This window comes from Pantoea sp. SM3 (assembly GCF_000963995.1).
GTDB lineage: Bacteria > Pseudomonadota > Gammaproteobacteria > Enterobacterales > Enterobacteriaceae > Pantoea > Pantoea rwandensis_B.
The window spans coordinates 24,962-49,424 of sequence record NZ_JZRD01000017.1; the positions used below are offsets into that span (position 1 = coordinate 24,962).

Genomic DNA, 24,463 nt, shown 5'->3' on the forward strand with positions numbered 1-24,463 from the left:
AATTTGATTTAGTATGGGTAAATTGACTACAGCTAACAGGGCCAGCATCCGTGCTGGCCCTGTTTATTCTGCCGTATTTATTTACCGGTCCAGACGTTTACCCATTGGTGCAAATTGTCACCGGTCAACATCCAGTCACGACGCAATTCAGCCTGCAAGGCCAGACCCGTACGTTCACTGTGCGCGCTATCTTCGAGATGCATGCGGATCGCATCTACCCAGTCTTTAAAGCGGTTTTTCACGCGCGTCACTGGCAAGGTGGTGTTGCGATAGCACTCCACATCACTGCAAATCACCGGGATGCCACAGGCTCCGTATTCCATAAGGCGCAGATTACTTTTGCAACTGTTAAACAGGTTGTCTTCAACCGGTGCCAGCGCCAGATCGAGATTCAGCGACGCCAGTTTTGCCGGATAAAGCGTGATATCTACACCACAGTGCAATTCATCAATATAAGGTCTCAATTTCCTAGGGCACATGCCAAAGAATACCCATTCAACCTCACCGGAAAACTCTTTGACAATATCCACGATCATTTCCAGGTCACCGGTATGGCTCGCGCCTCCCGCCCAGCCAATGCGCGGTTTCTTCCCTTGATTACGTAGGCTATGCAGATTACCCCACCAGTTGACAGGCAGGCGATTTGGCATCACCACGATGTCGTCATGCATATCACCCAAGGCTTCCGCCAGAGGGTGCGTGGAGACCACAAAGCGGTCGAAATAACTCAATGTTTTTCTGAGTTGACCGGCGATTTCCTGGCGGAAATCCCCGCGTCGATAGTGCTTCATCGGCACGTTTAAGATGTAGTCATCGAGTTCAAATACTTTATACACATCGCTTAAACGACCAGCTCGCTCGATCCACTGCTGGAATGCTGGTGAATAGCGACGCTGAATCAATAAGGTGTCTGGCTTGTATTGACCCAGTTCACTGTGGCTAAGTAACTGGATGCTGGTCTTTCCTTCAGCAATACCCTCGGCCTGCATCGCCTCTAATGGCGTGATGACACGGTAATATCCGCAACCCGCAACATCAGCATTGTGTGCCATTATCACTGGCAATCCTGGACGCTCAACCGGGCGCCAGCTTAAGTTGCTGTGTTTATTGACATCGAAATGACGGCTCTTCAATGACAAATTAGCGTTAAACGCAGGATCGTGCGCGACAATCGGCATCCAGCGGGTGAAGATTTTGTCTTCTTCAATTTGTTTCAAACGACCCGTGTTGTGTACGCTTGCGCCCTGGAACGGGTTCTGCCGGGCGGCCGGGCGCAGAATACGCGCATATGGCGTCCAGACGGTCATATAGCCGACTTCACGCACGCGCAGGCAAAAATCCACATCAGCAAACAACGTCATGCTTTTGTCGAAGCCACCCAACTCATCAAACACGGCTTTTCTTACCAGCATAAAATCGCCGGACACCGCGCTGTAGTTTTGGTCGGTATGCAATCGGCCCAAATAGCTTGGTTGAGCATCGTCCATTCCGCGGAACGCATCGCTGGCAGCGCCATTAACTCCAAGCAGGTAGCCTGCATGACGGACTTTATTGCCCGCCATTAATTGCTTACCACCCACAATCGCCACTTCAGGCCGCTGCGCATGGTTGAGCAGATTGCTGAGCCATTCACCGTCAGTTACTGCCAGCTCGCAATGGAGTAGCGCAAGGTAATCACCCTTCGCATGAGCTGCGGCGAGGTTTGCCATTTCCGCTTGCTGCCACTCACCATCATATTGCACGACGCGGATGCGTTGCTCATCAATCGCACTGATGCCTTGTAACCAGCTTTCACGCTCTGGTGAAGTTTGGTTATCCACCACAATGACGATTTCATAATGGTGATAACTGGTTTTTTCTAACACTGTCGTCACGCAACTCAGCAACGATGGCAGATGCCAGTTTGCCAGAATCGCCAGGGTGACCTTAGGCTGCACGCCATGCTCGTAACGCAAGCGATAGTTGTAATAGTTGTCGAGTGCTATTTGGGCATTGGGATAACCACGATGCTGCAAATGTCGCTCAATGATAGCGACATCTTCAGTTGCTGTGCGCCCACGCAGTGGTGCCAGTAATAGCGGTTCACTTAAATGTCCAATGACACCAAATCCCTGCGATTCAATCAATTTAACGATTAAATCCAGTTCCGCAGCTGCGGGATATGCTGCATCCAGTCCTTCAGCGGCCAATAACAGCTCACGGCGATACAACCAATGCTGGGACATGGTTTTAGGCGAGCTAAATAACAGGTCAAGGTTGAAGTCCGGGCGGAATGCAGTGCCGTTAGGTTGGCCATCAATGTAGAAAAACTCATCGGCATACAGTGCCAGCACTTCACCGGCATTAAACAAACTGGCGGCTAATGCGATGACTCCAGAAGACTGGAATTCAGTGCCGGCTTCGACATACATGAACCAATTAGGGTGATGCTCTTGAGTCAGATGATTAATGACGGCAATACGTTCAACCGGCGTATTTGTCTGGTAATGCGCTCCCTGTGCATTGCCAATCACCAGCGGGTGAATTTGCAATGGCCCTTGGCTGGCAGGCAAAGAGGCAAGGGTTTTGGCTAGTTTATCTTCTTGCCCCGCCCAGGCGGTGATCACTACCGCCAGGCTGGTAAACTCGCCATTTTCTGGTAGCTGACTTTGCAGATAATCCTGCTGGAAGGGTAATAATTTACGCGCACCCTGCCAGTGTTGTAATGCGTTAAGATTGAGGTTGCTGTGCTGAATGGCACTCAAATTTTGCCGGGTTAAATTATTCGGCTCCTCTAACGGGGCAATATTTACCATATTTAACGCCCCTTGCTGCTGCGAATACCACTCTTTGCAGCGTAGCGCATCAAATACGGCTTCACGTTTGACAATAATGTGTTCACGTCCCTCATGTTGCTGAGGTTGCGTATAAACATCGGAAACGCGGATTGAGCATAATGCCAGCGGGTGATAAGCCAAATGGCCTTTCGCCAGCAATTTGCTGTAGATCACCAGCGACTGCACCCCTGGCATCTCTTCACCATTAAGATGGGTCAATGGCTGTTCTTCACTGTGGATTGCCAGCAGGTCTTCACGCCGAAACAGTGCAGCCGTCAACTCACCAATCAGGTTAAAATGCAGCGTGGTTTGATAACGCAAGAAGTCTAGCCCATTGATCATCGACGGCTCACGGGTAAACGCAGCTGTGGCGATCAGATCAGGCAGCGGGACGCCGAGCGCATTAATACGTTCACGTTTAGCGGCGGCCACCACACAATCAAAATGCGCCTCCATGGTGGCGACTAATTGGCTAACGCAGTTCGGTGCCAGACGCTCAGCATCGGTCATGAACTTAATATAGGTGCCCTCAGCCGCAGCGATCACCTCTTCATATAACTTAGGGTAATCAACGTCATAGGTTATATGGCGCAGGGTAAACCCAGGCTGGGCCAGATAGGGCTGTAACAACTCAGTGATATATTTATCACCACTACAGTCTGCGATGATGATCTCGCAGGATGGATAATCTTGTGCCAGAGCACTGTCTAACGCCTCGGCAAACCACGTTGGTATTTGGGCATTAATAATAATGGTGACTAATGCATTTTGCGTCATAACCTATCTGTCTCCCAGGGTACCTGTCAGCTGCTCATGGCGACAGGTCAATACAGTTTTGCCCATAATATAAAGCTGTAGCGGAATCAATCGGCCAATCAAGCAAGCAAATTTGGGGTATTCATACCCATAAAAAAACCCTTCTGACCAGGGGTCAGAAGGGTTGCGTAAAATGAAACTTTTAAGGGGTTGTAAGGCTTATTAGCCCTGCAGCAGAGACAGAACCTGCTGTGGAACCTGGTTAGCTTTAGCCAACACTGAGTTACCCGCCTGCTGGATGATCTGCGCTTTAGACATGTTTGAAACTTCAGTTGCGTAGTCAGCATCCTGAATACGAGACTGTGCTTCAGACAGGTTAGTGGTGGTGTTGTTCAGGTTGGTGATAGCAGAATCCAGACGGTTCTGTACCGCACCCAGGCTTGAACGGAATTTATCAACAGACGCGATAGCTTTATCCAACAGCGCTAATGGGTCATTAGTTGAAGCGCCGCTATACACATTGGCGTTGGCGCTGCTAGAGATATCGCCCACGTCGCTGCTGGTGCCGCTGTTAGCTGTGTCACCGCTGTTAGCCAGTGCACCGGTATCCGCATTGTAGTTTTTACCCTGCACAGTCACGAAGCCGACTGCGTTGCCGCTGGCATCAGCACCAACTTTGATGGCAATACCGGTCATCACACCACTGGTAACACCATTTTCGCTGTCAGTATAATCAACTTCAGTTTTGTTCAGGGTAACTGCGCCGCCTGAACCTACAGATACTGCGTAGTTGTCATCGCCTGAAGAAACAACGTAAGTAGAGGTTGCTGCGCCGCTTGCATCCAACACTGAGTGCAGTGACAGGCCGCTTGCATCCACACCCAAGTCAGTTGCAACAGCAGACAGGTCAACGTTAGCCATTGAACCCGTTGAAGCATCACCCACTTTAGTGATGGTGTCGCTCAGTTTCAGAGCGTTGCCATCTACTGAGAAGCCTTTCAGGCCCAGAGTAGTAGAGTCAATTTTCTGCAGGTCGATAGAGATGGTTTCGCCATCATTTGAACCCACCTGGATTTTCATGGTGCCGTCTTTAGCCAGTACATTCACGCCGTTGAACTGAGTCTGACCAGATACACGGTCAATTTCGTCCAGACGTGATTTGATTTCGTCCTGGATTGAAGACAGGTCAGAATCAGAGTTGGTGCCGTTCTGTGCCTGTACAGTCAGTTCACGAACACGCTGTAAGTTGTTGTTGATTTCTGACAGTGCGCCTTCAGTCGTCTGCGCAGCAGAGATACCGTCGTTGGCGTTACGAGCAGCCTGAGTCAGGCCGTTGATGTTAGAGGTGAAGCGGTTAGCAATTGCCTGACCAGCAGCGTCATCTTTAGCGCTGTTGATACGAAGACCAGAAGACAGACGCTCGATAGAAGTAGACAGAGCAGACTGGTTCTTGTTGATGTTGTTCTGGGTGATCAGCGAGAGGCTGTTGGTGTTAATTACTTGAGCCATGGTTTAAGTTCCTATTAATCAAGTCTTTGGTTATGGTTTGGGCTTCAACCCGCCGGCTTCAGCGCCGTCAAAGTTGTTATCGTCTGTGCTTAAACAACCTTTAGAGATTTTTTAGTACCAGGCGAAATTTTTCTCTTCAACCTGTCACGCTTATCTTTATCGCCCTCACCTCGCACATCTTTAGTGCAAACCCAATACTTTTCTAGCGTTGGAATTACCCTTCTCTATATGCCTTATTCGCTTTATCACTCGCAGGTAAATAATTTTAAACTTTGCCTATTAAGAGCCGATAACCCCGGTATTCACTCTCCGTGTCGGTATAAAAGGAAACAACATGGCTAGTATCTCTACCCTCGGTATCGGTTCAGGACTCGACTTAAGTACTATTCTGGATAACCTGACTACAGCTGAGAAAGCGTCTCTAACCCCTATCTCTACTCAGCAAACGGCGTATACCGCTAAGCTGAGTGCGTACGCGACGCTGAAAAGCTCTCTGTCCACGTTCCAGACAGCCAATACCGCGTTAAACAGTGCCGATTTATTCTCAGCTACGTCTGCCTCTAGCAGCTCAAGCGCTTTCAGTGCAACAACATCTGGCACTGTCGTTGCCGGTAAATACACTATTAGCGTTTCGCAGCTGGCACAGGCACAGACCCTGACTTCAGCGGTACAAACCAGCAACACCACCGCATTGGGTGACAGTTCTGCCAGCAGCCGCACCTTGAGCATCACGCTGAAGGATGGCACCAGCAAAGACATCACCCTGACCAGCGATCAAACCTCGCTGACTGGTATGCGCGATGCGATCAACAGCGCTGATGCGGGCGTCTCAGCCACCATTATCAAAGTGGGCGATGGCAGCTACCGTTTATCACTGACTTCAAGTGAAACTGGCAGTGATAACGCAGTAAGTTCAATTAAGGTCACCGGCGACGATACCCTGCAGGGCATCGTGGGTTACGACTCAACCGCCAGCAGCAACGCAATGACCGAAAGCGTCACTGCGCAAAATGCCAAACTGACAGTGAACAATGTCGAGATTGAGAACAGCAGCAATACCATCAGCGATGCGCTGGAAGGCATCACTCTCAATCTCAATGACACCACCAGCGGTAACCAGACGCTGACCATCACCAAAGACACGTCGAAAGCTGAAAGTGCCATCAAGACCTGGACCGATGCCTACAACACCCTGTTGGATCAGTTCAATACCCTGACCAAATACACCGCGGTGGATGTCGGTGCTGACTCTCAGGATTCCAGCAACGGTGCTTTAGTTGGCGACAGCACGCTGCGTACCATCCAGACTCAGCTGAAAAGCATGCTGACTAATGCGCAAAGCTCTTCTACCTATAAAACCCTGGCGCAGATTGGTATCACCACTGACCCGACCACCGGTTCACTGGAACTGGATTCAGACAAGTTAGAAACCGCACTAAGCAGCGATGCGGATGGCGTGAAAGAGATGATTGTCGGTGACGGTAAGACCACCGGTATCACCACCACCATTGCGACTAATCTGACCGGCTGGCTGTCAAGCACCGGTATTGTGCAGGCGGCTACCGATGGCGTCAGTAAGACGCTGAACCAGCTGACCGACCAGTACAACGAAATGAGCACTCGCATTGATAACATGGTGGCGCGCTACAAAACGCAATTTACTCAGCTCGACGTTTTGATGAGCTCGCTGAACCAAACCAGTAGCTATCTGACACAACAGTTCGAGTCATCAAGCAGCTCTAGCTCCAGCAGCTCATCGTAATAAGGAGTGATCATGTACAGCGCAAATGGCACTAAAGCCTATGCAAAAATTGGTGTGGAGAGCGCTGTCATGAGCGCCAACCAGCAGCAGCTGGTCTCCATGCTGTTTGACGGCGCGCTCAGCGCGCTGGTACGTGCCCGCCTGTTTTTGCAGGATGGCAATATTGAAGGCAAAGGTTCATCGCTGTCGAAAGCGATCAACATCATCGAAAACGGACTTAAGCAGGGTCTGGTGGAAGGGAGAGGCGATGAGCTCACCGATAATCTGGTGGGGCTCTACGCCTATATGGTCCGCCGTCTGCTGCAGGCAAACCTGCGTAATGATGTAGAAGCCATCGAAGAAGTCGAAGGTCTTCTGCGTAATATCGCTGACGCCTGGAAAGAAGTCGCACAACCTCAACACCTTCAGGACGCCGTTTAATGAATAACGCACCGCATCTGATTACCGTTTACCAGCAGTTACTCGATCTCAGCCATGGAATGCTGCGCCTGGCCGCAGACGGCGAATGGGATGACCTGATTACAAAGGAAGTGGATTACGTCAGTGCGGTGCAAACTCTGGCCCGCTCGACCGAAGCGGCGCCGCCCTCCAGCCAGTTGCAGGACCAACTGCGTCCGGTACTACGCCATATCCTCGACAATGAGAGTGAAGTCAAACGTCTGTTGAAATTGCGTATGGACGAGCTGACGCAACTGGTGGGTCAGTCATCGAAGCAGAAATCGGTGATGAGTGCTTACGGCAAGCAAGGTAATGTGTATCTGCCGCAGAATTAATGCGCGGCGGGCTGAATGAGAAACGGGTGAGCTAATGCTCACCCGTTTTTTTATGCTTTGCTTTCGGCATCACTTCTGCGCAGGGACCGACACCGGCTCCATAATCTGCGGCTGAATATCCTGAATCACTGCGTCCTTCGGACGCTTCGCCACCTGCCCCAGCGCCTGCTGGCACTCAACGGTGGGTTGATCGACCTTACGCATGCGCAAGCCGTCATAACGCAGTTCACCGTTCTCCAGCGTTATCGGCATGACGCGCACCTGACGCGTCACGTTGACCCACTCATCGCTCAGGCGGGTTAACTTGCCTGGCTTGGCAATCACGCGCTGCCACTGGCGGCAATCCAGCGTGTCGCCTTCTGCACCAATGATCAGGCTGCCCATCGCCTGGCCACTGATCAACTTACTCTGCGGTCCGACAGTCTGCCAGTTACCTTGCAGTTCCACTGGTGCCGGGGTTTTTACCGCTTCATCGTAATTGCTGATTTGCGCACATCCGCTCAAGCCCAGCGCGGCCAATACCATCCACTTTTTCATTCCTGGTCCCTACACTCGCCTCAATGGCGGCTACGTTATAATTTTTCGCGTAAGTTACGCAAGGAATCTCGGTGAAAACCCGGCTGAGCCTGACAATACGGCTCGCGCACGTTACACTAGCGCGCAAGTCGATAAGCAGGAAATTCGCATGAAAACCCCAGAAGAGTATTACGCCCAGGCACGCACGATGTTTTTTGCCGCGCACGCCGATTTTCAAGCCGCGCTGGATGAACTGACCGAGAGCGACGCACGCGCGGCCAACTTGTCACTGCGCCAACTGCGCGAGTGGCACGCTGAGCGCATTTATGCGGCATTCTTACGCCAGAAAAAGCTGGATGGCATGCTGTTTTCTATTCAACTGGCAGAGCCTGATAAAGCGGTTGCGGCTGAAGCCATTGAAACTTACCTGAAATCACATGCGGAAGCGCTCGGCATGACGTGGGAAGAGTTTTGCATCAAGAACGAACTTTAAGCGCAGCGGCCCTAAAAATATATCTCAAGCACACCTCCAACCACACAAATCGGCAAGGAAAAAGTTGTACAAGTCAGCAGAAGTTGTATAACTTGTATCTGACGGCTTCGGTCGTAGATTGTCCTTGAACGAAGGTGCTATTGCGCCGCCTCTGGAGGAGTTGCTGGATTTCCCCTCCAGAGGTCGTATTTTTCCCCTATCCTTCTCGCTCGACTCCCTTCACTTCGACATAACGCGCAACGGCTAGCAGGCGGTTAATGTGCGTCAATAGCAGATCCACGTCTGACTGTAGAAACAACTCGCCAGAACGCGATGCGGTAACGATGGCGTCCTGCACGGTTTCCGTGATGGTCAGCGAATTATCCTCTTTAGCCTGAATCAATAATGCCGCCAGCAGCAGTGATTGTGCCTCCACCTGTGCCACCAGTTCTTTTGCATCCGTATCCATCTTTGCCATTTTCAGCAGAATATCGATCACCAGTTGCCGCATATTACCCCCTCATAAGTCCATTTCCCTGTGTAACGCTGTTGAGTATCAACGCAAATGTGGTGCTGCGCTTGCCAGAAACAAAAAATTTTCGCGGCGCAACGGTTCATCACTTGCCACTGTTTTTATTTACAGTAATATGGCGCACCCGCTTGATGAATGGAATGCCCTAATGTTTGTGGAGTTGATTTACGATAAACGCAACGTTGCCGGTCTGCCGGGCGCGCGTGAGATGATTTTGCAGGAGCTTGAGAAACGCGTGCAACGCGTCTTCCCAGAGATTGAGGTGCGCGTTAAGCCGATGGAACGCAACGCTATCGATACCGATTTAAGTAAGAACGATAAAGCAACCGTAGCGCGTATTGTTGAAGAGATGTTTGATGAAGCCGAGATGTGGCTGGTGGCCGATTAAGCCACCAGCGCGGGGGAACTTAGCCTTCTTGCTCGCTGTGATTGATGGCGATCTCTAAATCCTGAATCGCCAGCTCAATATCATCTAACAGCTGTCCCTGCTTGTTGAGCAGCGTGTCAAAACGTCCCGCATACTCTTTATCTTTGTACTCGCCTGCATCAAATGCCAACCAGTGGCTGGATAGCGTCTCAGTATTAGTCTGCGCATAGTGACGCATCTCTTTTAACTGGGAGGTGACATCACGCAGGTAGTCAGTTTTGGTTTTGATTGCCTCTGTATCACTCATGCTATCTTCCTTTTCGCTAATTAAACCCGTTTAAATAACGTCTGAATGATTAAAGTTAGTAGAAAATAGCGAGACCGCATTAAGAATAATCGGAAGATGAAAAGGCGACCCGAAGGCCGCCACAGGATTAAAGATACTTGCGCGCGAGGGCAATCAGCTCATCCTTCGCGGCCGTACCTAACTTCTCCACCCCGCTTTCGACAAAGTTGAATGCCTGAGTGAAGTCCTTCACGCTAGCGCTGATATCCTGACTGACCGCATCCGTAATGATTCCTGCTACAGGCTGCTCAGCCAGATTGCCGACGGTAGAAGCCGATGAAGGCCCGGCGCTGGCAGAACCGTTGGCCAGAGGATCGGGCGTGGCCAACTGCTGGGTGAGATCCGTTGCATCCGCTACGGCCGCTGCAGGTTGTGCCTCGCTGCCAGCATTGACTGCTGGCGTTGTGGAGCCAGAGACAGGCGCACTGTCTACAGCGGGAAGTGTAGCGTCAGCTGCTGGAACACTATTCACCGCGGGCGTAGAAGCATCCGACGCTGGCACGCTACTCACGGCTGCTGTTGAGACGTCCTGTGCTGGTTCACTATCCACGTTTGTCGTTGAAGCATCCGTTGCAGGCACGCTGCTTAACACTGGTGCTATGGCGTCCTGCCCTGGCGCGTTACTCACGGCTGAAGTTGAGCCATCTGCCGCTGATGCACTGCTCTCCGCCTTCCCCGCCACCTCATTAGCAAAACTCTCTAACGGTGACAGCGTGCTGGCATCCGGTGTTGCAGTTGTTGCACTATTTTCGATTACAGTTTGGTCGCTCATAATTTTCTCCTTCTTGCTGAATAAAGACCGCAGTCGGCCGAAGCTGGCTGCAATCCGCTCGGTAATACTCATCATGGCCTCCTTAATGCGTCGTTTCGGGTGGCGCGTCCTCCCCCACAACCTGCTTCACTTTGTCCGCCGTTTTGTTCGCAGTGCGGTCCGGCAAGCCATCGAGTTTTTTCTGCAGCGCGACTAATTGGCTGGTCAGTTCGGCCACCCGCGCCTCCCTCCGGTCCGAAATCGCACGGTACTGCTGGCGAATGTCTTCCACCCGGCGATTGGCGCTGTTATTCACGAACACGAACATAATTGTCATCGCCACACACAGCAGCGACAGCATCAGTAGCAGGCCGCCAAGCAGTAGCTGGCGCCGGTGGCCTCGCACTGAAAACTCACTGTTTATCTGCACCATCGCGACTCTCCTCTAAGGTGGTGATCAGTTGATTGATCTGACTGCGGAATTTATCGCTATGATCAGATTCCGTGGTGGCTAACAGAATACCCAACGCGTTCTTTATCAGCCGTAGATCGGTCTCCAGCGAAGAGATGCGCCGCAGGTTTTTGTCGTGGCGAATACGCAGGTCATCATTCTCCTGGCGCATCAGCGCATGGCTCTCTTTGAGAAGCATCACCTGTTCTTTGTAGCTGGTGATGATCTCGCCGCCGGCGCGATTGCTGGTGACGATGGCCGCGATGCCTGCCATTAAGGGTTTCCAGAACACAGCTGCCGCACCGCCACCGAGAAGCAGCGCACCGACGCTGGTCACCAAACTACTTTCCATGCCTCACCTCTCTACTGGCAAGGGATCCACCTGAGGAACATGTTGCCCGCCCTTGCCAGTGATGCGGTCAACATCAGAATTTAAGTTTACTTTAATTAATGAATTTAAGTATACTTAAGTAAAGCACAGAGGAGTTGTCAAGATGATGAAAAAAGAATCTGTGGGTGAGCGCATCCGCAGCCGCCGTAAAATCCTGAAGCTTACACAGCAGGGAGTGGCAATCGGCATTGGCGTGTCACACGTTGCTGTTTCACAATGGGAAAAGGATGAGACCCTCCCGCGTGGCGAGAATCTGTTAAGGCTGGCAGAACTGCTGCAATGTACCGCCGCATGGATTATTGATGGTGAGGGCGAGGTGTTTACCACCCCATCTAAGGTCAGTGACGTCAGCGCCCTGCCGTTGATCACTCTGACACAAGCGGCAGCATGGATGCAGGAGCAGCGCTTATTGATTCGGCAGCAGGCAACCCGCTTTCTCTATAGCGACAGCAAACTGAGTGAATCAGCGTTGGCGATCACTCTGGATGATGCCGCGATGCAACCTGACTACCGACCCGGCGATACGCTGATTTTCGACCCAGCAGTTATGCCGCAACCGGGTGATGTGGTGCTGGCGCACATCAATGGCGAGGTTCTGGTACGTATTTATCGCCTGATGACTGAACAGCATGACGAACAAATTTTCTCGTTACGACCGTTGAATGAGGATTTTCCTGTGCAGACATCGTCTGAGAAAAAGATTGAATTAATCGGAACTATGATGGAAATGCGCCGCTATCGCGTCAGGTAACAGAATGCAAAAAACCCGCCTATGAGCGGGTCAAAACAAGCAAAACTACGGCAATTATTACAAAACGTCGGTCAGATGATCGACGACAACCCTCCCGTGCACATCCTTCTGCGTAATGCGATAGTTAACGCAATATGAGCGGCGGTTGCAGAGCTTATCGAACAGCGTCACGCTGCCTTTTTGCTTGCCGTCTACGCTAACAATATGCCATTCAGTGACATCTTCCTGACCGCGGTTGTTGAGTCTTAATACGCTCTGTTCAACTAAACGGTCGCTATCATCAATCTTTAAATAGTCGCGTAACATTATGCTCACCTCTGGTTAACGAGGGCCAAGATACGCTTTTTATTTATCTATTCAATCGAAATTATTTATCGTAGATACTCCCCCGGTGCAATTAATTAACAATTCGATTTGACGCTGTTTCGCTAGCCGTTTCGGTTAACTCATTAATTGGAAAATAGTCTACGATCCGGGACTATATTGGTGGACAGCCCCCGCCCCAAGCCTGCTACTGTAGGCCCCACAATAAAAAGCTGTCCGGACAATCGCTATGCTTACCACCATCATTTATCGCAGCCACCTCCATGACCATGTTCCTATCAAGACACTCGAAGACATGGTGAAAAAAGCGAATAACAAAAACAGCTCGCACGATGTCACAGGCATTCTGCTTTTTGATGGGCTGCACTTCTTCCAGCTACTTGAAGGACCACGCGAAGCCGTACAGGGTATTTATGATCGCATCTGCCAGGACGCCCGCCACCACAATCTGGTGGAGTTAATGCATGACTTTGCTCCCGCTCGCCGCTTCGGCAAAGTGGGGATGGAGCTGTTTGATTTACGCGAGCATGATAAATCCATGGTGCTACAAGCCGTGTTAGACAAAGGCACCTCGCGCTATCAGCTGACCTACGATGATCGCGCATTGCAATTCCTGCGCACCTTTGTAATCGCTCGTGATAAAGAGAACTACTTTGAAATCCCCGCCGCCAGCACCTGGGAATTCATTGCGGATGAGCCCTCTCGTACCCTTCAGGATGAAGTCATTGACTCACTGAAAGAGTGCCACTTTGCCTTTCAGCCGATTATCGATCCGTTTGCACGCCGCGTGGCGTCATATGAGGCGTTAATCCGCACCCCGAATGGCGGTTCACCTGGCGAGTACTTTTCTGCCTTTGGTGGCGAGGCTGTTTATCAAGCGGATATTCAGTCTAAAAAGCTGGCGTTCGAACTGGCGAAAAAGTTAGGTATTGGCGAACACAGTATTTCCATTAACCTGCTGCCAATGTCTTTGGTCACGGTTCCTGATGCGGTGGAGTTTCTGCTGACGCAGATTGAAGCCAATGGTTTGGTACCCGAGCAGGTGATTGTTGAAGTCACTGAAAATGAGATCATCTCGCGCACCGATGAGTTTGCGGCACAGGTGCGTAAACTGAAATCGGCGGGTATCAGTCTGGCATTGGATGATTTTGGCGCGGGCTTTGCTGGCCTGTCACTGTTATCGCGATTCCAGCCAGACAAAATTAAGATTGATCGTGAGTTGATTAGCGATGTGCACAAAAGCGGTCCTAAACAGGCCATTTTGCATGCCATCATTAAGTGCTGTAACTCGCTGGAAATTGCGGTCATCGCCGAGGGCGTGGAGAAAGCCGAAGAGTGGATGTGGCTGGAGGCAGCGGGCATTAGCCAATTCCAGGGATATCTGTTCGCACGGCCGCTGTTAAATGGTTTCCCGGCCGTCGCCTGGCCAGAGATCAATTAGCTCAAGACCCAAAAATACAAAAAACCGCCCATCAACCGGCGGTTTTTTCATTTAAAGCGGGAAATAACCCGGTGGTAATAATCGATCGCTGATGACCTGGTAGTTCATCAACTTAAATGAACTTAAGGTGATGGGCACGGCAACGCAGGGACGGTACCAGCCAAACTGCTTTATATATCGCCAGACTTCTGGTGGATTATCTTTATCTCTAACCCAGTAATAACCTTCTTTCATTCTTACACGCTTCTTGTCGCTGCAGCCCTTACTCAACACTCCTCAACGCCTCGCGTGATGCGCATGTTGCACACCGAGTTCCCTGCTCTGACGAATGCTTACCTAAGGCCCACACTTTAGCATATCGAGCGCGCAATTGATCAGTAAGTTATTGTTTTATTTAGCGCTTCGCTTATCGATGCCGATATTAACGGCATAAAAAAAGCCGCATTCGCGGCTTACTCAGGCATCAATAATAGGTGACATCAATGGTGCCGTACTGCCTGTCCGTCACTTGCCCTGCGCCGTCCGTGGTGACGGTGTCGCAACGGAAAGGGACATCATTCTTATATTGGCACTGGGTGGTGACCGTCTTGCTCTGCTCGTTTCTTTGTACCGTCGTGACCACGTCGGATATCTTTTTCGCATCCGTATCATGTTTGGCACTGGCGCGTGAAACTTCCTCATCGCCCTTCTTAATACTTAACAGCGTCATATCACCGACGTTATTGTAGGTCAGATGGAATTTAACATCAGAGGCGGGAGAGGAGATTTGATCGACCCAACCCTGATCGTTATAGCCTATATCCACCGTCATGGTGGGCGTGACTTTTTTTATTAGCGCGCACTGCTTATTCAGCGTGACGACCACATCCTGGCCGTTCTCAGTGCCAGTCAGTTTATCACCTTCCCGCGTCACTTCGGTGATCTCTCCGGCTTTATCGATCGATTTCACATGGGAAATACAGCCTTGCCCATCGAACGCGATATCGACATCAAAGATTGGCGTGTCATCGGCGCTAAACAGGCGCTGATGCGTGCTTTTGACTTTGCCGGGAATGGCTTCGAACTGATAGAGGTAAGCGTAATTTTTCATCTGCGGTGCAAAGTCCGCATTTTTATTATCACAGCCGGATAGCATGATCGTTGCCATCAGCAGCAGCAGGGTGGGCTTCACGTGAGAATCCTCTTCTCGATATACGCTGTGTGTCAGGCCAGCATCATGCCGCTGATACTGAAAAAGATAAATGTTTTCCCGCCTGACACCGCAACAATCTGTGCAGCTACTACACCTGCATATTCATGATATCGGTGTACGCCGAGACCAGTTTGTTACGCACCTGAATCCCCATTTGCATGGAAATGGAGGATTTCTGCAGATCGACCATCACATCGTTTAACTGGATGCCCGGTTTGCCCATTTCAAAATCCTGCGCCTGGGTGCGAGCCGCGGTTTGCGTGTCGCTGATCTTATCCAGTGCTGCTTTCATGGTGGCACCAAAATCTACCTGATTGGTTGACTCGGCCTGCTTGCCGCTGGCCTGTAACGACGTTAACTGCAGCTGCTGCAACACACCATCAATTGCCTGAATCGACATTGCCTGTACCTCATTAAAGAAGGGTTTAAATTTTCACGCTGCAAAAGTTAACACACTGTCAATAGGACAAAGGCGCTAAATAAACGTAAAAAACCCAGCTTATCCAGCCATCGAAGTGACCCGATTCATCAATAATGCCAGCCATAAGATTGGAATTTCATTTTTCATTTGGCCCCCAAAATAGTTCGCGCTGTAGCAAGGCGGCAAGTTCGCGAATCCCCAGGAGCTTACTCGAGTAAGTGACTGGGGTGAACGAACGCAGCCAACGCAGCGACAACGCGAAATATGATGGGGGAAGTCAGGGAGTCTGTTTTGTCACCACAACTTACCCGGTCAATTATGTCAGGCAGGAATCGGTCATGAATGCGAGTGCAGCCGCCACACAAGATACCGCAAAGAAAGGTTTCAATGACCTTCTGGTCCGCCTGCGCGCCAATCCGCGAATTCCTATCATTGTTGCTGCCGCTGCCGCTATCGCAGTGGTCTTTGCATTGGTGCTGTGGGCTAAAGCCCCTGACTATCGCGTCCTTTATAACAACCTCTCCGATGAGGATGGCGGCGCGATTGTTACCCAACTGACGCAAATGAACATTCCTTACCAGTTCGCCGAAAACGGCGGTGCCTTGATGGTGCCTGCCGATAAGGTACATGAACTGCGTCTGCGCCTGGCGCAACAGGGGCTGCCGAAAGGTGGCTCTGTTGGCTTTGAGCTGATGGACAAAGAGAAGTTCGGCATCAGCCAGTTCAGCGAGCAGATCAACTACCAGCGTGCGCTGGAAGGTGAGCTGGCCCGCACCATTGAAACGCTCGGCCCGGTCAAGAGCGCGCGCGTGCATCTGGCGATGCCAAAGCCCACGCTGTTCGTGCGTGAGCAGAAAGCGCCTTCGGCCTCCGTGACATTGAACCTGCAACCGGGTCGTGCATTAGATGAAGGCCAGATTCAGGCCATTCAGCATATGGTGTCGAGCAGCGTCGCCGGTCTGCCGCCAGGCAACGTGACCGTGGTGGATCAGGCCGGTCGCCTGCTGACCCGTTCTGACAGCGAAGGTCGTGACCTGAATGACGCACAGCTGAAGTACGCGTCTGAAGTGGAAGCGCGTTACCAGCAACGTATCGAAGCCATCCTGAATCCGATCGTTGGCCAGGGCAATGTGCATGCGCAGGTGACAGCGCAGATCAACTTTGACCGCAGCGAACAAACTGACGAGAAGTACAAACCGAACGCCGATCCGAACAGCACGGCGATTCGCTCGCGTCAGACCAATACTAACCAGCAGAACGGTAGCCCGTACCCAGGCGGCGTGCCGGGTGCGTTGTCGAATCAACCTGCCCCTGCGAATACTGCGCCGGTTAATAATCCGCAGCAGCAAAATGCCAACGGTCAGAATGCCAATGGCCAGAATGCGAATGGCCAGAACAACGCGGCGAACAACAACGGCAGCACCACCAGCACGCAGCAAAGCAGCGGCCCGAGCAGTTCAAGCCGTAACGACACCGTGAACTACGAGCTGGATCGCACCATTCGCCACACCAAGGTGAACGTCGGCGATGTGCAGCGTCTGTCAGTGGCCGTGGTGGTGAACTACCGTGATGACGGCAAAGGCAAAGCCGTTGCACTGAACGATCAGCAGATCAAACAGATTGAAGACCTGACCCGTGAAGCGATGGGCTACTCGCAGAATCGTGGCGACAGCATCAACGTGGTGAACTCGCAGTTCAACATGACTGAGCCGTCTGGCGGTGACCTGCCGTTCTGGCAATCGCAAGCCTTCTTCGACATGTTGATGAGCGGTGGTCGCTGGCTGCTGGTGGCGCTGGTTGCCTTCATCCTGTATCGCAAACTGGTTCGTCCGCAGCTGATGCGTAAGAAAGCGCAGGAGCAGGCAGCAGCAGAGGCGGCGGCAGCACGTGCAGAAGCGCTGGAATCTGAAGAAGCCTACAGTGTGCAGCTCAGTAAAGATGAGCTGGATCAAGAGCGTAAATCGAATAACCGCATGAGCGCCGAGGTGATGAGCCAGCGCATCCGCGATATGTCTGAAAACGATCCGCGCGTTGTGGCGCTGGTTATCCGCGAATGGATGAGTAAAGAACTATGAGTCTGACCGGTACTGAAAAAAGCGCCATTCTGATGATGACCATTGGCGAAGAGCGTGCGGCCGAGGTGTTCAAACATCTCAACCAGCGTGAAGTGCAGCACCTGAGCGCCGCGATGGCGGGGATGCGTCAGGTGTCGCACAAGCAACTGACCGAAGTGCTGCGCGAGTTTGAAGCGGATGCCGAGCAGTTTGCGGCGCTGAGCCTCAACTCCAACGACTACCTGCGTTCGGTGCTGATCAAAGCGCTGGGCGAGGAGCGTGCCTCCAGCCTGCTGGAAGATATTCTCGAGAAAAACGAGACCACCAGCGGCATGGAAACGCTCAACTTTATGGAACCGCAGGCAGCGGCCGATCTTATCCGCGACGAGCATCCGCAGATTATCGCTACCATTCTGGTGCACCTCAAACGTGGCCAGGCGGCAGATATTCTGGCGCTGTTCGATGAACGTCTGCGTCACGACGTGATGCTGCGTATTGCCACCTTCGGTGGTGTCCAGCCAGCGGCGCTGGCAGAACTGACCGAGGTACTGAACGGTCTGCTGGATGGCACCAACCTCAAGCGCGCGAAGATGGGCGGCGTGAGAACCGCAGCCGAAATCATCAACCTGATGAAAACGCAGCAGGAAGAGGCGGTTATCGAAGCGGTACGCGACTTCGACGGCGAGTTGGCACAGAAGATCATCGACGAAATGTTCCTGTTCGAAAACCTGGTAGAAGTGGACGATCGCAGCATCCAGCGCCTGCTGCAGGAAGTGGAGTCCGAGCAGTTGCTGGTTGCACTGAAAGGTGCCGAACAGCCGCTGCGCGAGAAGTTCCTCAAGAACATGTCAGCGCGTGCAGCCGATATCCTGCGCGACGATCTGGCCAACCGTGGCCCGGTGCGTATGTCGGCCGTGGAGAACGAACAGAAAGCGATCCTGCTGGTGGTCCGTCGCCTGGCCGAATCCGGCGAAATGGTAATTGGTGGTGGCGAGGAAACTTATGTCTGATGCCTTTTCCGCCCGTGCGTGGCAGCGCTGGCAGCCTGATGATTTAGGCAGCACCTTCAAAGCGGCAGAAGAACCGCCGCAGGAAGAGCCGGCTGTGGATGTCGAAATGAGTGCCGAAGCTGAGCAACAGCAGATGCTGGAGCGCATGCAGCAGCAGATGCGCAAAGATGCACAGACGCAAGGCTACAGCGAAGGCTATCAAAAGGGTTTTGCCGAGTCGCAGCAGAACGGTTACGACGCCGGTTTCCAGCAGGGACTGGCCGATGCCCAACAGCAGCAGGCGCCCTTGCAGGCGCGTATGCAGCAGTTAGTGACTGAGTTCCATCACACGCTGGAAGCGCTGGATAGCGTTATCGCCTCACGTCTGATGCAGCTGGCGCTGGAAGCAGCGCGCACGGTGATTGGCCAGGCCACACAAGTGGATGGCACCGCCCTGCTGCGCCAGATTCAGCAACTGATTCAGCAAGAACCGATGTTCAGCGGCAAACCGCAGCTGCGCGTGCATCCTGATGATTTACAGCGCATTGAGCAGACACTGGGCCCGACGCTGGATCTGCACGGCTGGAAACTGCTCGCCGATAACTCACTGCATCCCGGCGGCTGTAAACTCAGCGCCGAAGATGGTGATCTCGATGCCAGCGTGGCAACCCGCTGGCAGGAACTGTGCCGTCTGGCCGCACCGGGGACCTTGTAATGACCTCGTCGCGTCTTTCCCGCTGGCTTGGCGCACTCGATGCCTTCGAGGATCGTATTTCGCAGGTGCAGACCGTGCGCCGCTATGGTCGTCTGACCCGTGCCACCGGTTTAGTACTGGAAGCCACCGGACTGCAACTGCCGCTTGGTGCGACCTGCATCATCGAACGTCACGACGGCAACAACATCACTGAAGTAGAGAGTGAAGTGGTGGGTTTCAACGGTCAGAAACTGTTGATGATGCCACTGGAAGAAGTGGACGGCATTTTGCCAGGTGCGCGCGTTTATGCCCGTTTTAGCGGTGACAACGCACAAGGCGGTAAACAGCTGCTGCTTGGGCCAGAACTGCTCGGCCGCGTGCTGGATGGCGCAGGCAAACCGCTGGATGGTTTACCTGCCCCGGACACCGGCTATCGCGCGCCGTTGATCACCGCACCGTTCAACCCACTGCAACGTACGCCAATCCACGATGTGCTGGATACCGGCGTCCGGGCGATCAACGCCCTGCTTACCGTTGGGCGCGGTCAGCGTATGGGCCTGTTTGCGGGTTCCGGCGTCGGTAAGTCGGTGCTGCTTGGCATGATGGCACGTTACACCAAAGCCGATGTGATTGTGGTTGGCCTGATCGGTGAACGTGGCCGTGAAGTTAAGGAATTCATTGAGAACATCCTCGGCGCTGAAGGTCGTGCGCGCTCGGTGGTGATCGCCGCACCGGCTGACGTTTCACCGCTGCTACGTATGCAGGGTGCCGCTTATGCCACACGCATCGCGGAAGATTTCCGCGATCGCGGCCAGCACGTGCTGCTGATCATGGACTCCCTCACCCGCTACGCCATGGCGCAGCGTGAGATCGCCCTGGCGATTGGTGAGCCACCGGCCACCAAAGGTTATCCGCCTTCCGTGTTCGCGAAACTCCCCGCCCTGGTGGAACGCGCCGGTAACGGCACCCACGGTGGCGGTTCGATTACGGCGTTCTATACCGTGCTTACCGAAGGTGACGATCAGCAAGACCCGATTGCCGACTCGGCGCGCGCCATTCTTGATGGTCACATTGTCTTGTCGCGCCGTCTGGCCGAAGCCGGTCACTATCCGGCGATTGATATTGAAGCCTCAATCAGCCGTGCGATGACCGCGTTAATTGATGACACCCACTACGCGCGTGTGCGTCAGTTCAAACAACTGCTCTCCAGTTTCCAGCGCAACCGCGATCTGGTGAGTGTAGGCGCGTATGCCGCTGGAAGCGATCCGATGCTCGATAAAGCCATCAAGCTTTACCCGGAGATGGAAGCCTTCCTGCAACAGGGTATTTTCGAACGCAGCGACTATGACGACGCCAGTCTGCACCTGCAGGCCATGTTCGGCTAGCGCGAGCCCAAGCGAGGTAAGCCATGAAAACTGCCAGTGCAATCGATAAGCTGCGCGATATGGCGGAGCAGGATCTGGAACAGGCCGTGATTCATTTAGGTGACATGCGCCGTGGCGTAAAGCAGGCAGATGAGCAGCTCACCATGCTGCTCGACTATCAGGATGAGTACCGCAATAAGCTCAACACCGATATGTCTGGCGGTATTTCCAGCCTGCGCTGGACCAACTATCACCAGTTTATCCAGACGCTGGAAAAAGCCATTGAACAGCATCGGCAACAGCTGAATCAGTGGAATCAACGTTTGGATCAGGCGCTGAGCAGCTGGCAAGAAAAGCATAAGCGATTGAATGCTTATCAAACGCTGATCACTCGGGCTGCCGAAAACGCATTACGACAAGAAAACCGTCTCGATCAGAAACGGATGGATGAATTTGCCCAACGGGCCGCTATGAGGAGAGGCGAATGATTACGCTGCCAACTATGGTTACGCAAACCTCTAAAGTCAGCGATGCAGACAGTGCTGTTGCATCGGACAATTTGCTGGGTACAGATGCGCTGCCACAGGGTTTTATCACTGAACTGGGAAACCGCTTACTGACACTGGCTCAGCAACAAGGTGTTAACACGCAATCGACTGATCTGACAGCAGAAGTCGATGAAAAAGGCGTCACAAAAGCGTCATTAAGCGCTTTATTGCAGGCACTGGACAAACCAGAGGCGTTAAACGCACTTTTACAACCGGAAAACACTAAAGCCACGCTGAAATCAGCCGATGATAAAGACAAGTCTGAGGCAAGTTCGTTAAGTGCCAGCGACTTACAGAATGTTCAGGCACTGTTCGCGATGTTACCGGTTGCGGTTGAAGCGCGAAACAGTCAGAGCGCCGTCAGCGCCAGCACGGATAAAACATCTGCCGATGCAGGGACTACGCTAAACGGATCATTGTTAAGCCGAACGCTGCAGAGCGCCGTGAAAGATGAACAAGAGGCACAGTCCGACAGTACGCCTCATAAGAAATCCAGCGATGTGCTGAGCGGTGTTAGCCGTGATACCAGTACGACGCCAACCAGTAGCAGTGCCGCTGCCGCCAGCACTACGGCCAGCAACAGTAACAGCGCGCTGTCACTGGATGAAAGCTTTAAGCAGGTGCTGAGCACGCTCAGCAAACCGGAAGAACATCGTAATACACAGAGCGACACGGTAACAGCATTAACCAGCGCCCCGGTCAGCAGCAGTAGCACACTGACCAACAGTACGGCGACGACCAGCACCACTCCGTCGACGCCGATGCTGAATGCCCAACTCGGCAGCAATGAGTGGCAGCAGGCGTTAAGCCAGCAAATCGTGATGTTTAGTCGCAACGGTCAGCAAAATGCCGAATTGCGCTTACATCCCGAAGATTTGGGTGCTATCCAGATCAACCTGACCCTCGATAAGGATCAGGCGCAGTTAAGTATGGTTTCCAGCCACAGCCAAGTGAGGGCCGCGCTGGAAGCGGCTCTCCCTCAGCTGCGTTCAGCGCTGGCGGAGAGCGGTATTAACCTGGGACAGAGTAATGTCAGCAGCGACGCCTTCGCACAAAGCCAGAATTATCAGGGCCAGCAGGAAGGACGTCGTGATGGCCAACACGGCAGCTTTACCCTCTCCCAGGACAGTGAAAACGAGATAACGCCTATTGCCGTCCCGGCAGCCCTCCAGGCGCGTGTGACAGGTAACGGCGCTGTCGATATCTTTGCCTGACAGCGGCTAAACGCTGAAGGTAAGCGTAAAACCCGCGTCTTTTCTTCCCATTGTTTGACTTAAGACGCGGGATAATCTGTCCAGGCGAGCCGAGAGGCTTGCCCATAATTCACAGGAAGTAACTGCAAACATGTCTGATAACGCGAAAGCTAAAGGCCGCAAACGTTCACTACTAATACCGGTGTTACTGATTGTAACGCTGGCCGCTTGCAGCGTGGCAGGCTATGCAGTCTGGCGAATGATGAATAAACACGGGGATGACAAACCGGAAGCGGCGAAAGTTGAGCCACCGGCCGCCCCTGTATTTTTTGCAATGGATACGTTTACGGTTAACCTGGTCAATCCTGACAACGATCCCGACCGTGTGTTGTACGTAGGCTTTACCCTGCGTCTGCCCGATGAGGATACCCGTCGTCGGTTGAATGATTACCTGCCTGAGGTGCGCAGCCGTTTACTGCTGCTGCTCTCACGTCAAAGTGCCGCGCAGCTTGCCACCGAACAAGGTAAGCAGGCCCTGGTTGAGCAGATCAAACAGGTATTGGCGCCACCGCTGGTAAAAACGCAACCGCCACAGGTGGTCAGTGACGTGCTGTTTACCGCCTTCATTTTGAGGTGATTTAATGGGCGATAGCATTCTCTCCCAGGCTGAGATTGACGCGCTGCTTAATGGCGACAGTGACAGCGCGGAAGTAGAGAACAGTTCCAAAGGGACCGATGGCGATATCCGTCCCTATGATCCCAATACCCAGCGTCGCGTGGTGCGCGAGCGTCTGCAGGCGCTGGAGATCATTAACGAGCGTTTTGCCCGTCATTTTCGTATGGCGCTGTTTAACCTGCTGCGCCGTAGCCCGGATATCAGTGTCGGTGCGATCAAGATTCAGCCTTACCATGAGTTTGCCCGCAATTTACCGGTGCCAACCAACCTGAACCTGATCCACCTGAAACCGCTGCGCGGTACTGCGCTGGTGGTATTTTCACCGAGTCTGGTGTTTATCGCCGTAGATAACCTGTTTGGTGGTGATGGCCGTTTCCCGACCAAAGTGGAAGGCCGTGAGTTTACCCATACCGAGCAACGCGTCATCCGCCGCATGCTGAAGCTGGCGCTGGATGGTTACAGCGATGCCTGGAAAGCGATTTACCCGCTGGATGTTGAGTACGTCCGTTCGGAAATGCAGGTGAAATTTACCAACATCACCACTTCACCGAACGATATCGTCGTCAACACCCCGTTCCAGGTAGAGATTGGCAACCTGGTGGGTGAATTTAATATCTGTATTCCGTTTTCAATGATTGAGCCGCTGCGCGAGCTGCTGGTCAATCCACCACTGGAAAACTCCCGTCAGGAAGATACGCACTGGCGCGACAATCTGGTGAAACAGGTGCAGCACTCGGAGCTGGAGCTGATTGCCCACTTCGCGGAAACATCCATGCGCCTGTCACGTATTTTGCAATTGAAACCTGGTGACGTCCTGCCCATTGAGAAGCCGGACCGCATCATTGCTCACGTCGATGGCGTACCCGTGCTGACCAGCCAATATGGCACCATGAATGGCCAGTACGCGCTGCGTGTTGAACACCTGATTAACCCGATTTTGAATTCGCTGAACGAGGAACAGCCCGATGAGTGACAGCAAAAAACCGTCCGATGATATTTCTGCGGACGACCTGTGGGCTGAGGCAATGAACGAGCAGGCAACCACCAGCACGCCTGATCCAACAGAGAACGTTTTCAAATCGTTTGAAAGCAACGGCGCCAGTGGCTCGCTGCAAGACATCGATCTGATTATGGATATTCCGGTCAAACTCACCGTGGAACTGGGTCGCACCAAGATGACCATCAAAGAACTGTTGCGCCTGACGCAGGGTTCCGTGGTGGCATTGGATGGCCTGGCGGGTGAACCCCTGGATATTCTGATCAACGGCTACCTGATTGCGCAGGGCGAAGTCGTGGTCGTGAACGACAAATATGGCGTGCGTATCACCGACATTATTACGCCATCTGAACGTATGCGTCGTCTGAGCCGTTAAG

General features: G+C 52.7%; 28 protein-coding genes. 16 read left to right on the forward strand and 12 right to left on the reverse strand.

Annotated features, from left to right (window positions below; genetic code table 11):
* Nucleotides 1–77: 77 nt before the first annotated feature.
* Together VI01_RS10870 and VI01_RS10875 are read right to left on the reverse strand one after the other, a co-directional pair.
* Nucleotides 78–3,593: a glycosyltransferase gene (locus tag VI01_RS10870; protein ID WP_045815119.1), complete on the reverse strand. Its 3,516-nt coding sequence runs from the start codon at nucleotides 3,591–3,593 to the stop codon at nucleotides 78–80.
* 201 nt (nucleotides 3,594–3,794) lie between these two features.
* On the reverse strand, nucleotides 3,795–5,081 hold the full coding sequence (locus VI01_RS10875) for a FliC/FljB family flagellin (protein ID WP_045815120.1): 1,287 nt from the start codon (nucleotides 5,079–5,081) through the stop codon (nucleotides 3,795–3,797).
* Between the two features lie 334 nt (nucleotides 5,082–5,415).
* Between VI01_RS10875 and fliD the strand changes: the two genes are divergently transcribed.
* From fliD to fliT, 3 genes are read left to right on the forward strand one after another with little or no spacing between them, the layout of a single operon-like run.
* Nucleotides 5,416–6,843, forward strand: coding sequence for a flagellar filament capping protein FliD (gene fliD, locus VI01_RS10880; RefSeq protein ID WP_045815121.1), 1,428 nt, complete (start codon nucleotides 5,416–5,418; stop codon nucleotides 6,841–6,843).
* 12 nt (nucleotides 6,844–6,855) lie between these two features.
* The gene (fliS, locus tag VI01_RS10885) at nucleotides 6,856–7,263 is read left to right on the forward strand and encodes a flagellar export chaperone FliS (protein ID WP_045815122.1); all 408 of its coding nucleotides are present in this window, start codon (nucleotides 6,856–6,858) and stop codon (nucleotides 7,261–7,263) included.
* Entirely contained in the window at nucleotides 7,263–7,616 is a 354-nt protein-coding gene (fliT, locus tag VI01_RS10890) for a flagella biosynthesis regulatory protein FliT (protein WP_034824376.1), read from the forward strand. The genes fliS and fliT overlap by 1 nt, the downstream gene beginning before the upstream one ends.
* Before the next feature lie 69 nt (nucleotides 7,617–7,685).
* On the opposite strand, the gene yedD is transcribed toward fliT, so the two are convergent.
* On the reverse strand, nucleotides 7,686–8,153 hold the full coding sequence (yedD, locus tag VI01_RS10895) for a lipoprotein YedD (protein WP_045815123.1): 468 nt from the start codon (nucleotides 8,151–8,153) through the stop codon (nucleotides 7,686–7,688).
* Between the two features lie 148 nt (nucleotides 8,154–8,301).
* Here yedD and VI01_RS10900 point away from each other — a divergent pair, with 148 nt between their 5' ends.
* Nucleotides 8,302–8,625 (forward strand): DUF6388 family protein, encoded by a 324-nt coding sequence (locus VI01_RS10900; RefSeq protein WP_034824381.1) that lies wholly within the window; start codon nucleotides 8,302–8,304, stop codon nucleotides 8,623–8,625.
* A gap of 196 nt (nucleotides 8,626–8,821) precedes the next feature.
* Here the strand turns inward: VI01_RS10900 and iraP are convergent, their stop codons facing one another.
* Nucleotides 8,822–9,115, reverse strand: coding sequence for an anti-adapter protein IraP (iraP, locus tag VI01_RS10905; protein WP_038646367.1), 294 nt, complete (start codon nucleotides 9,113–9,115; stop codon nucleotides 8,822–8,824).
* 169 nt (nucleotides 9,116–9,284) lie between these two features.
* Here iraP and VI01_RS10910 point away from each other — a divergent pair, with 169 nt between their 5' ends.
* Nucleotides 9,285–9,524, forward strand: a complete 240-nt coding sequence (locus VI01_RS10910; protein ID WP_038646364.1) for a DinI-like family protein — start codon at nucleotides 9,285–9,287, stop codon at nucleotides 9,522–9,524.
* A 19-nt stretch (nucleotides 9,525–9,543) separates the two neighbouring features.
* Here the strand turns inward: VI01_RS10910 and VI01_RS10915 are convergent, their stop codons facing one another.
* The 4 genes from VI01_RS10915 to VI01_RS10930 form a co-directional block, all read right to left on the reverse strand.
* Complete coding sequence (locus VI01_RS10915) at nucleotides 9,544–9,810, reverse strand: hypothetical protein (RefSeq protein ID WP_038646362.1); 267 nt, start codon at nucleotides 9,808–9,810, stop codon at nucleotides 9,544–9,546.
* A gap of 127 nt (nucleotides 9,811–9,937) precedes the next feature.
* On the reverse strand, nucleotides 9,938–10,621 hold the full coding sequence (locus VI01_RS10920; RefSeq protein WP_156149351.1) for a hypothetical protein: 684 nt from the start codon (nucleotides 10,619–10,621) through the stop codon (nucleotides 9,938–9,940).
* A gap of 82 nt (nucleotides 10,622–10,703) precedes the next feature.
* The gene (locus VI01_RS10925) at nucleotides 10,704–11,033 is read right to left on the reverse strand and encodes a hypothetical protein (RefSeq protein WP_045815125.1); all 330 of its coding nucleotides are present in this window, start codon (nucleotides 11,031–11,033) and stop codon (nucleotides 10,704–10,706) included.
* Nucleotides 11,014–11,403, reverse strand: a complete 390-nt coding sequence (locus VI01_RS10930) for a hypothetical protein (protein WP_034824400.1) — start codon at nucleotides 11,401–11,403, stop codon at nucleotides 11,014–11,016. The genes VI01_RS10925 and VI01_RS10930 overlap by 20 nt, the downstream gene beginning before the upstream one ends.
* 142 nt (nucleotides 11,404–11,545) lie before the next feature.
* Between VI01_RS10930 and VI01_RS10935 the strand changes: the two genes are divergently transcribed.
* Entirely contained in the window at nucleotides 11,546–12,193 is a 648-nt protein-coding gene (locus VI01_RS10935; protein WP_052696996.1) for a S24 family peptidase, read from the forward strand.
* 57 nt (nucleotides 12,194–12,250) lie between these two features.
* On the opposite strand, the gene VI01_RS10940 is transcribed toward VI01_RS10935, so the two are convergent.
* Nucleotides 12,251–12,499, reverse strand: coding sequence for a hypothetical protein (locus VI01_RS10940; RefSeq protein ID WP_038646357.1), 249 nt, complete (start codon nucleotides 12,497–12,499; stop codon nucleotides 12,251–12,253).
* A 247-nt stretch (nucleotides 12,500–12,746) separates the two neighbouring features.
* Here VI01_RS10940 and VI01_RS10945 point away from each other — a divergent pair, with 247 nt between their 5' ends.
* On the forward strand, nucleotides 12,747–13,958 hold the full coding sequence (locus tag VI01_RS10945; RefSeq protein WP_045815126.1) for a diguanylate phosphodiesterase: 1,212 nt from the start codon (nucleotides 12,747–12,749) through the stop codon (nucleotides 13,956–13,958).
* 51 nt (nucleotides 13,959–14,009) lie between these two features.
* Here VI01_RS10945 and VI01_RS10950 read toward each other — a convergent pair whose 3' ends face one another.
* The 3 genes from VI01_RS10950 to fliE form a co-directional block, all read right to left on the reverse strand.
* The gene (locus VI01_RS10950; protein ID WP_045815127.1) at nucleotides 14,010–14,192 is read right to left on the reverse strand and encodes a hypothetical protein; all 183 of its coding nucleotides are present in this window, start codon (nucleotides 14,190–14,192) and stop codon (nucleotides 14,010–14,012) included.
* 229 nt (nucleotides 14,193–14,421) lie between these two features.
* Nucleotides 14,422–15,129 carry a YnfC family lipoprotein gene (locus VI01_RS10955; RefSeq protein ID WP_045815128.1) on the reverse strand — a complete coding sequence of 236 codons (708 nt, stop codon included), beginning with the start codon at nucleotides 15,127–15,129 and terminating at the stop codon, nucleotides 14,422–14,424.
* 109 nt (nucleotides 15,130–15,238) lie between these two features.
* Nucleotides 15,239–15,550, reverse strand: a complete 312-nt coding sequence (fliE, locus tag VI01_RS10960) for a flagellar hook-basal body complex protein FliE (protein ID WP_034824419.1) — start codon at nucleotides 15,548–15,550, stop codon at nucleotides 15,239–15,241.
* A gap of 359 nt (nucleotides 15,551–15,909) precedes the next feature.
* Here fliE and fliF point away from each other — a divergent pair, with 359 nt between their 5' ends.
* The 9 genes from fliF to fliN all read left to right on the forward strand — a co-directional run bounded on the left by fliF (nucleotide 15,910) and on the right by fliN (nucleotide 24,462).
* Nucleotides 15,910–17,646, forward strand: a complete 1,737-nt coding sequence (gene fliF, locus VI01_RS10965; RefSeq protein ID WP_045815129.1) for a flagellar basal-body MS-ring/collar protein FliF — start codon at nucleotides 15,910–15,912, stop codon at nucleotides 17,644–17,646.
* Complete coding sequence (fliG, locus tag VI01_RS10970; protein ID WP_038646347.1) at nucleotides 17,643–18,635, forward strand: flagellar motor switch protein FliG; 993 nt, start codon at nucleotides 17,643–17,645, stop codon at nucleotides 18,633–18,635. Before fliF ends, fliG begins: the two co-directional genes overlap by 4 nt.
* Entirely contained in the window at nucleotides 18,628–19,329 is a 702-nt protein-coding gene (gene fliH, locus VI01_RS10975; protein ID WP_038646344.1) for a flagellar assembly protein FliH, read from the forward strand. The genes fliG and fliH overlap by 8 nt, the downstream gene beginning before the upstream one ends.
* On the forward strand, nucleotides 19,329–20,693 hold the full coding sequence (fliI, locus tag VI01_RS10980; RefSeq protein WP_045815130.1) for a flagellar protein export ATPase FliI: 1,365 nt from the start codon (nucleotides 19,329–19,331) through the stop codon (nucleotides 20,691–20,693). The genes fliH and fliI overlap by 1 nt, the downstream gene beginning before the upstream one ends.
* Before the next feature lie 23 nt (nucleotides 20,694–20,716).
* Nucleotides 20,717–21,160, forward strand: a complete 444-nt coding sequence (gene fliJ / locus VI01_RS10985) for a flagellar export protein FliJ (RefSeq protein WP_038646338.1) — start codon at nucleotides 20,717–20,719, stop codon at nucleotides 21,158–21,160.
* The gene (locus tag VI01_RS10990; RefSeq protein WP_045815131.1) at nucleotides 21,157–22,434 is read left to right on the forward strand and encodes a flagellar hook-length control protein FliK; all 1,278 of its coding nucleotides are present in this window, start codon (nucleotides 21,157–21,159) and stop codon (nucleotides 22,432–22,434) included. Before fliJ ends, VI01_RS10990 begins: the two co-directional genes overlap by 4 nt.
* 130 nt (nucleotides 22,435–22,564) lie before the next feature.
* Nucleotides 22,565–23,050, forward strand: a complete 486-nt coding sequence (gene fliL, locus VI01_RS10995; RefSeq protein ID WP_045815132.1) for a flagellar basal body-associated protein FliL — start codon at nucleotides 22,565–22,567, stop codon at nucleotides 23,048–23,050.
* Between the two features lie 4 nt (nucleotides 23,051–23,054).
* Nucleotides 23,055–24,062, forward strand: a complete 1,008-nt coding sequence (gene fliM, locus VI01_RS11000) for a flagellar motor switch protein FliM (RefSeq protein WP_034824442.1) — start codon at nucleotides 23,055–23,057, stop codon at nucleotides 24,060–24,062.
* The gene (gene fliN / locus VI01_RS11005) at nucleotides 24,055–24,462 is read left to right on the forward strand and encodes a flagellar motor switch protein FliN (protein ID WP_034824445.1); all 408 of its coding nucleotides are present in this window, start codon (nucleotides 24,055–24,057) and stop codon (nucleotides 24,460–24,462) included. The genes fliM and fliN overlap by 8 nt, the downstream gene beginning before the upstream one ends.
* The last annotated feature ends 1 nt before the right edge of the window (nucleotide 24,463 follow it).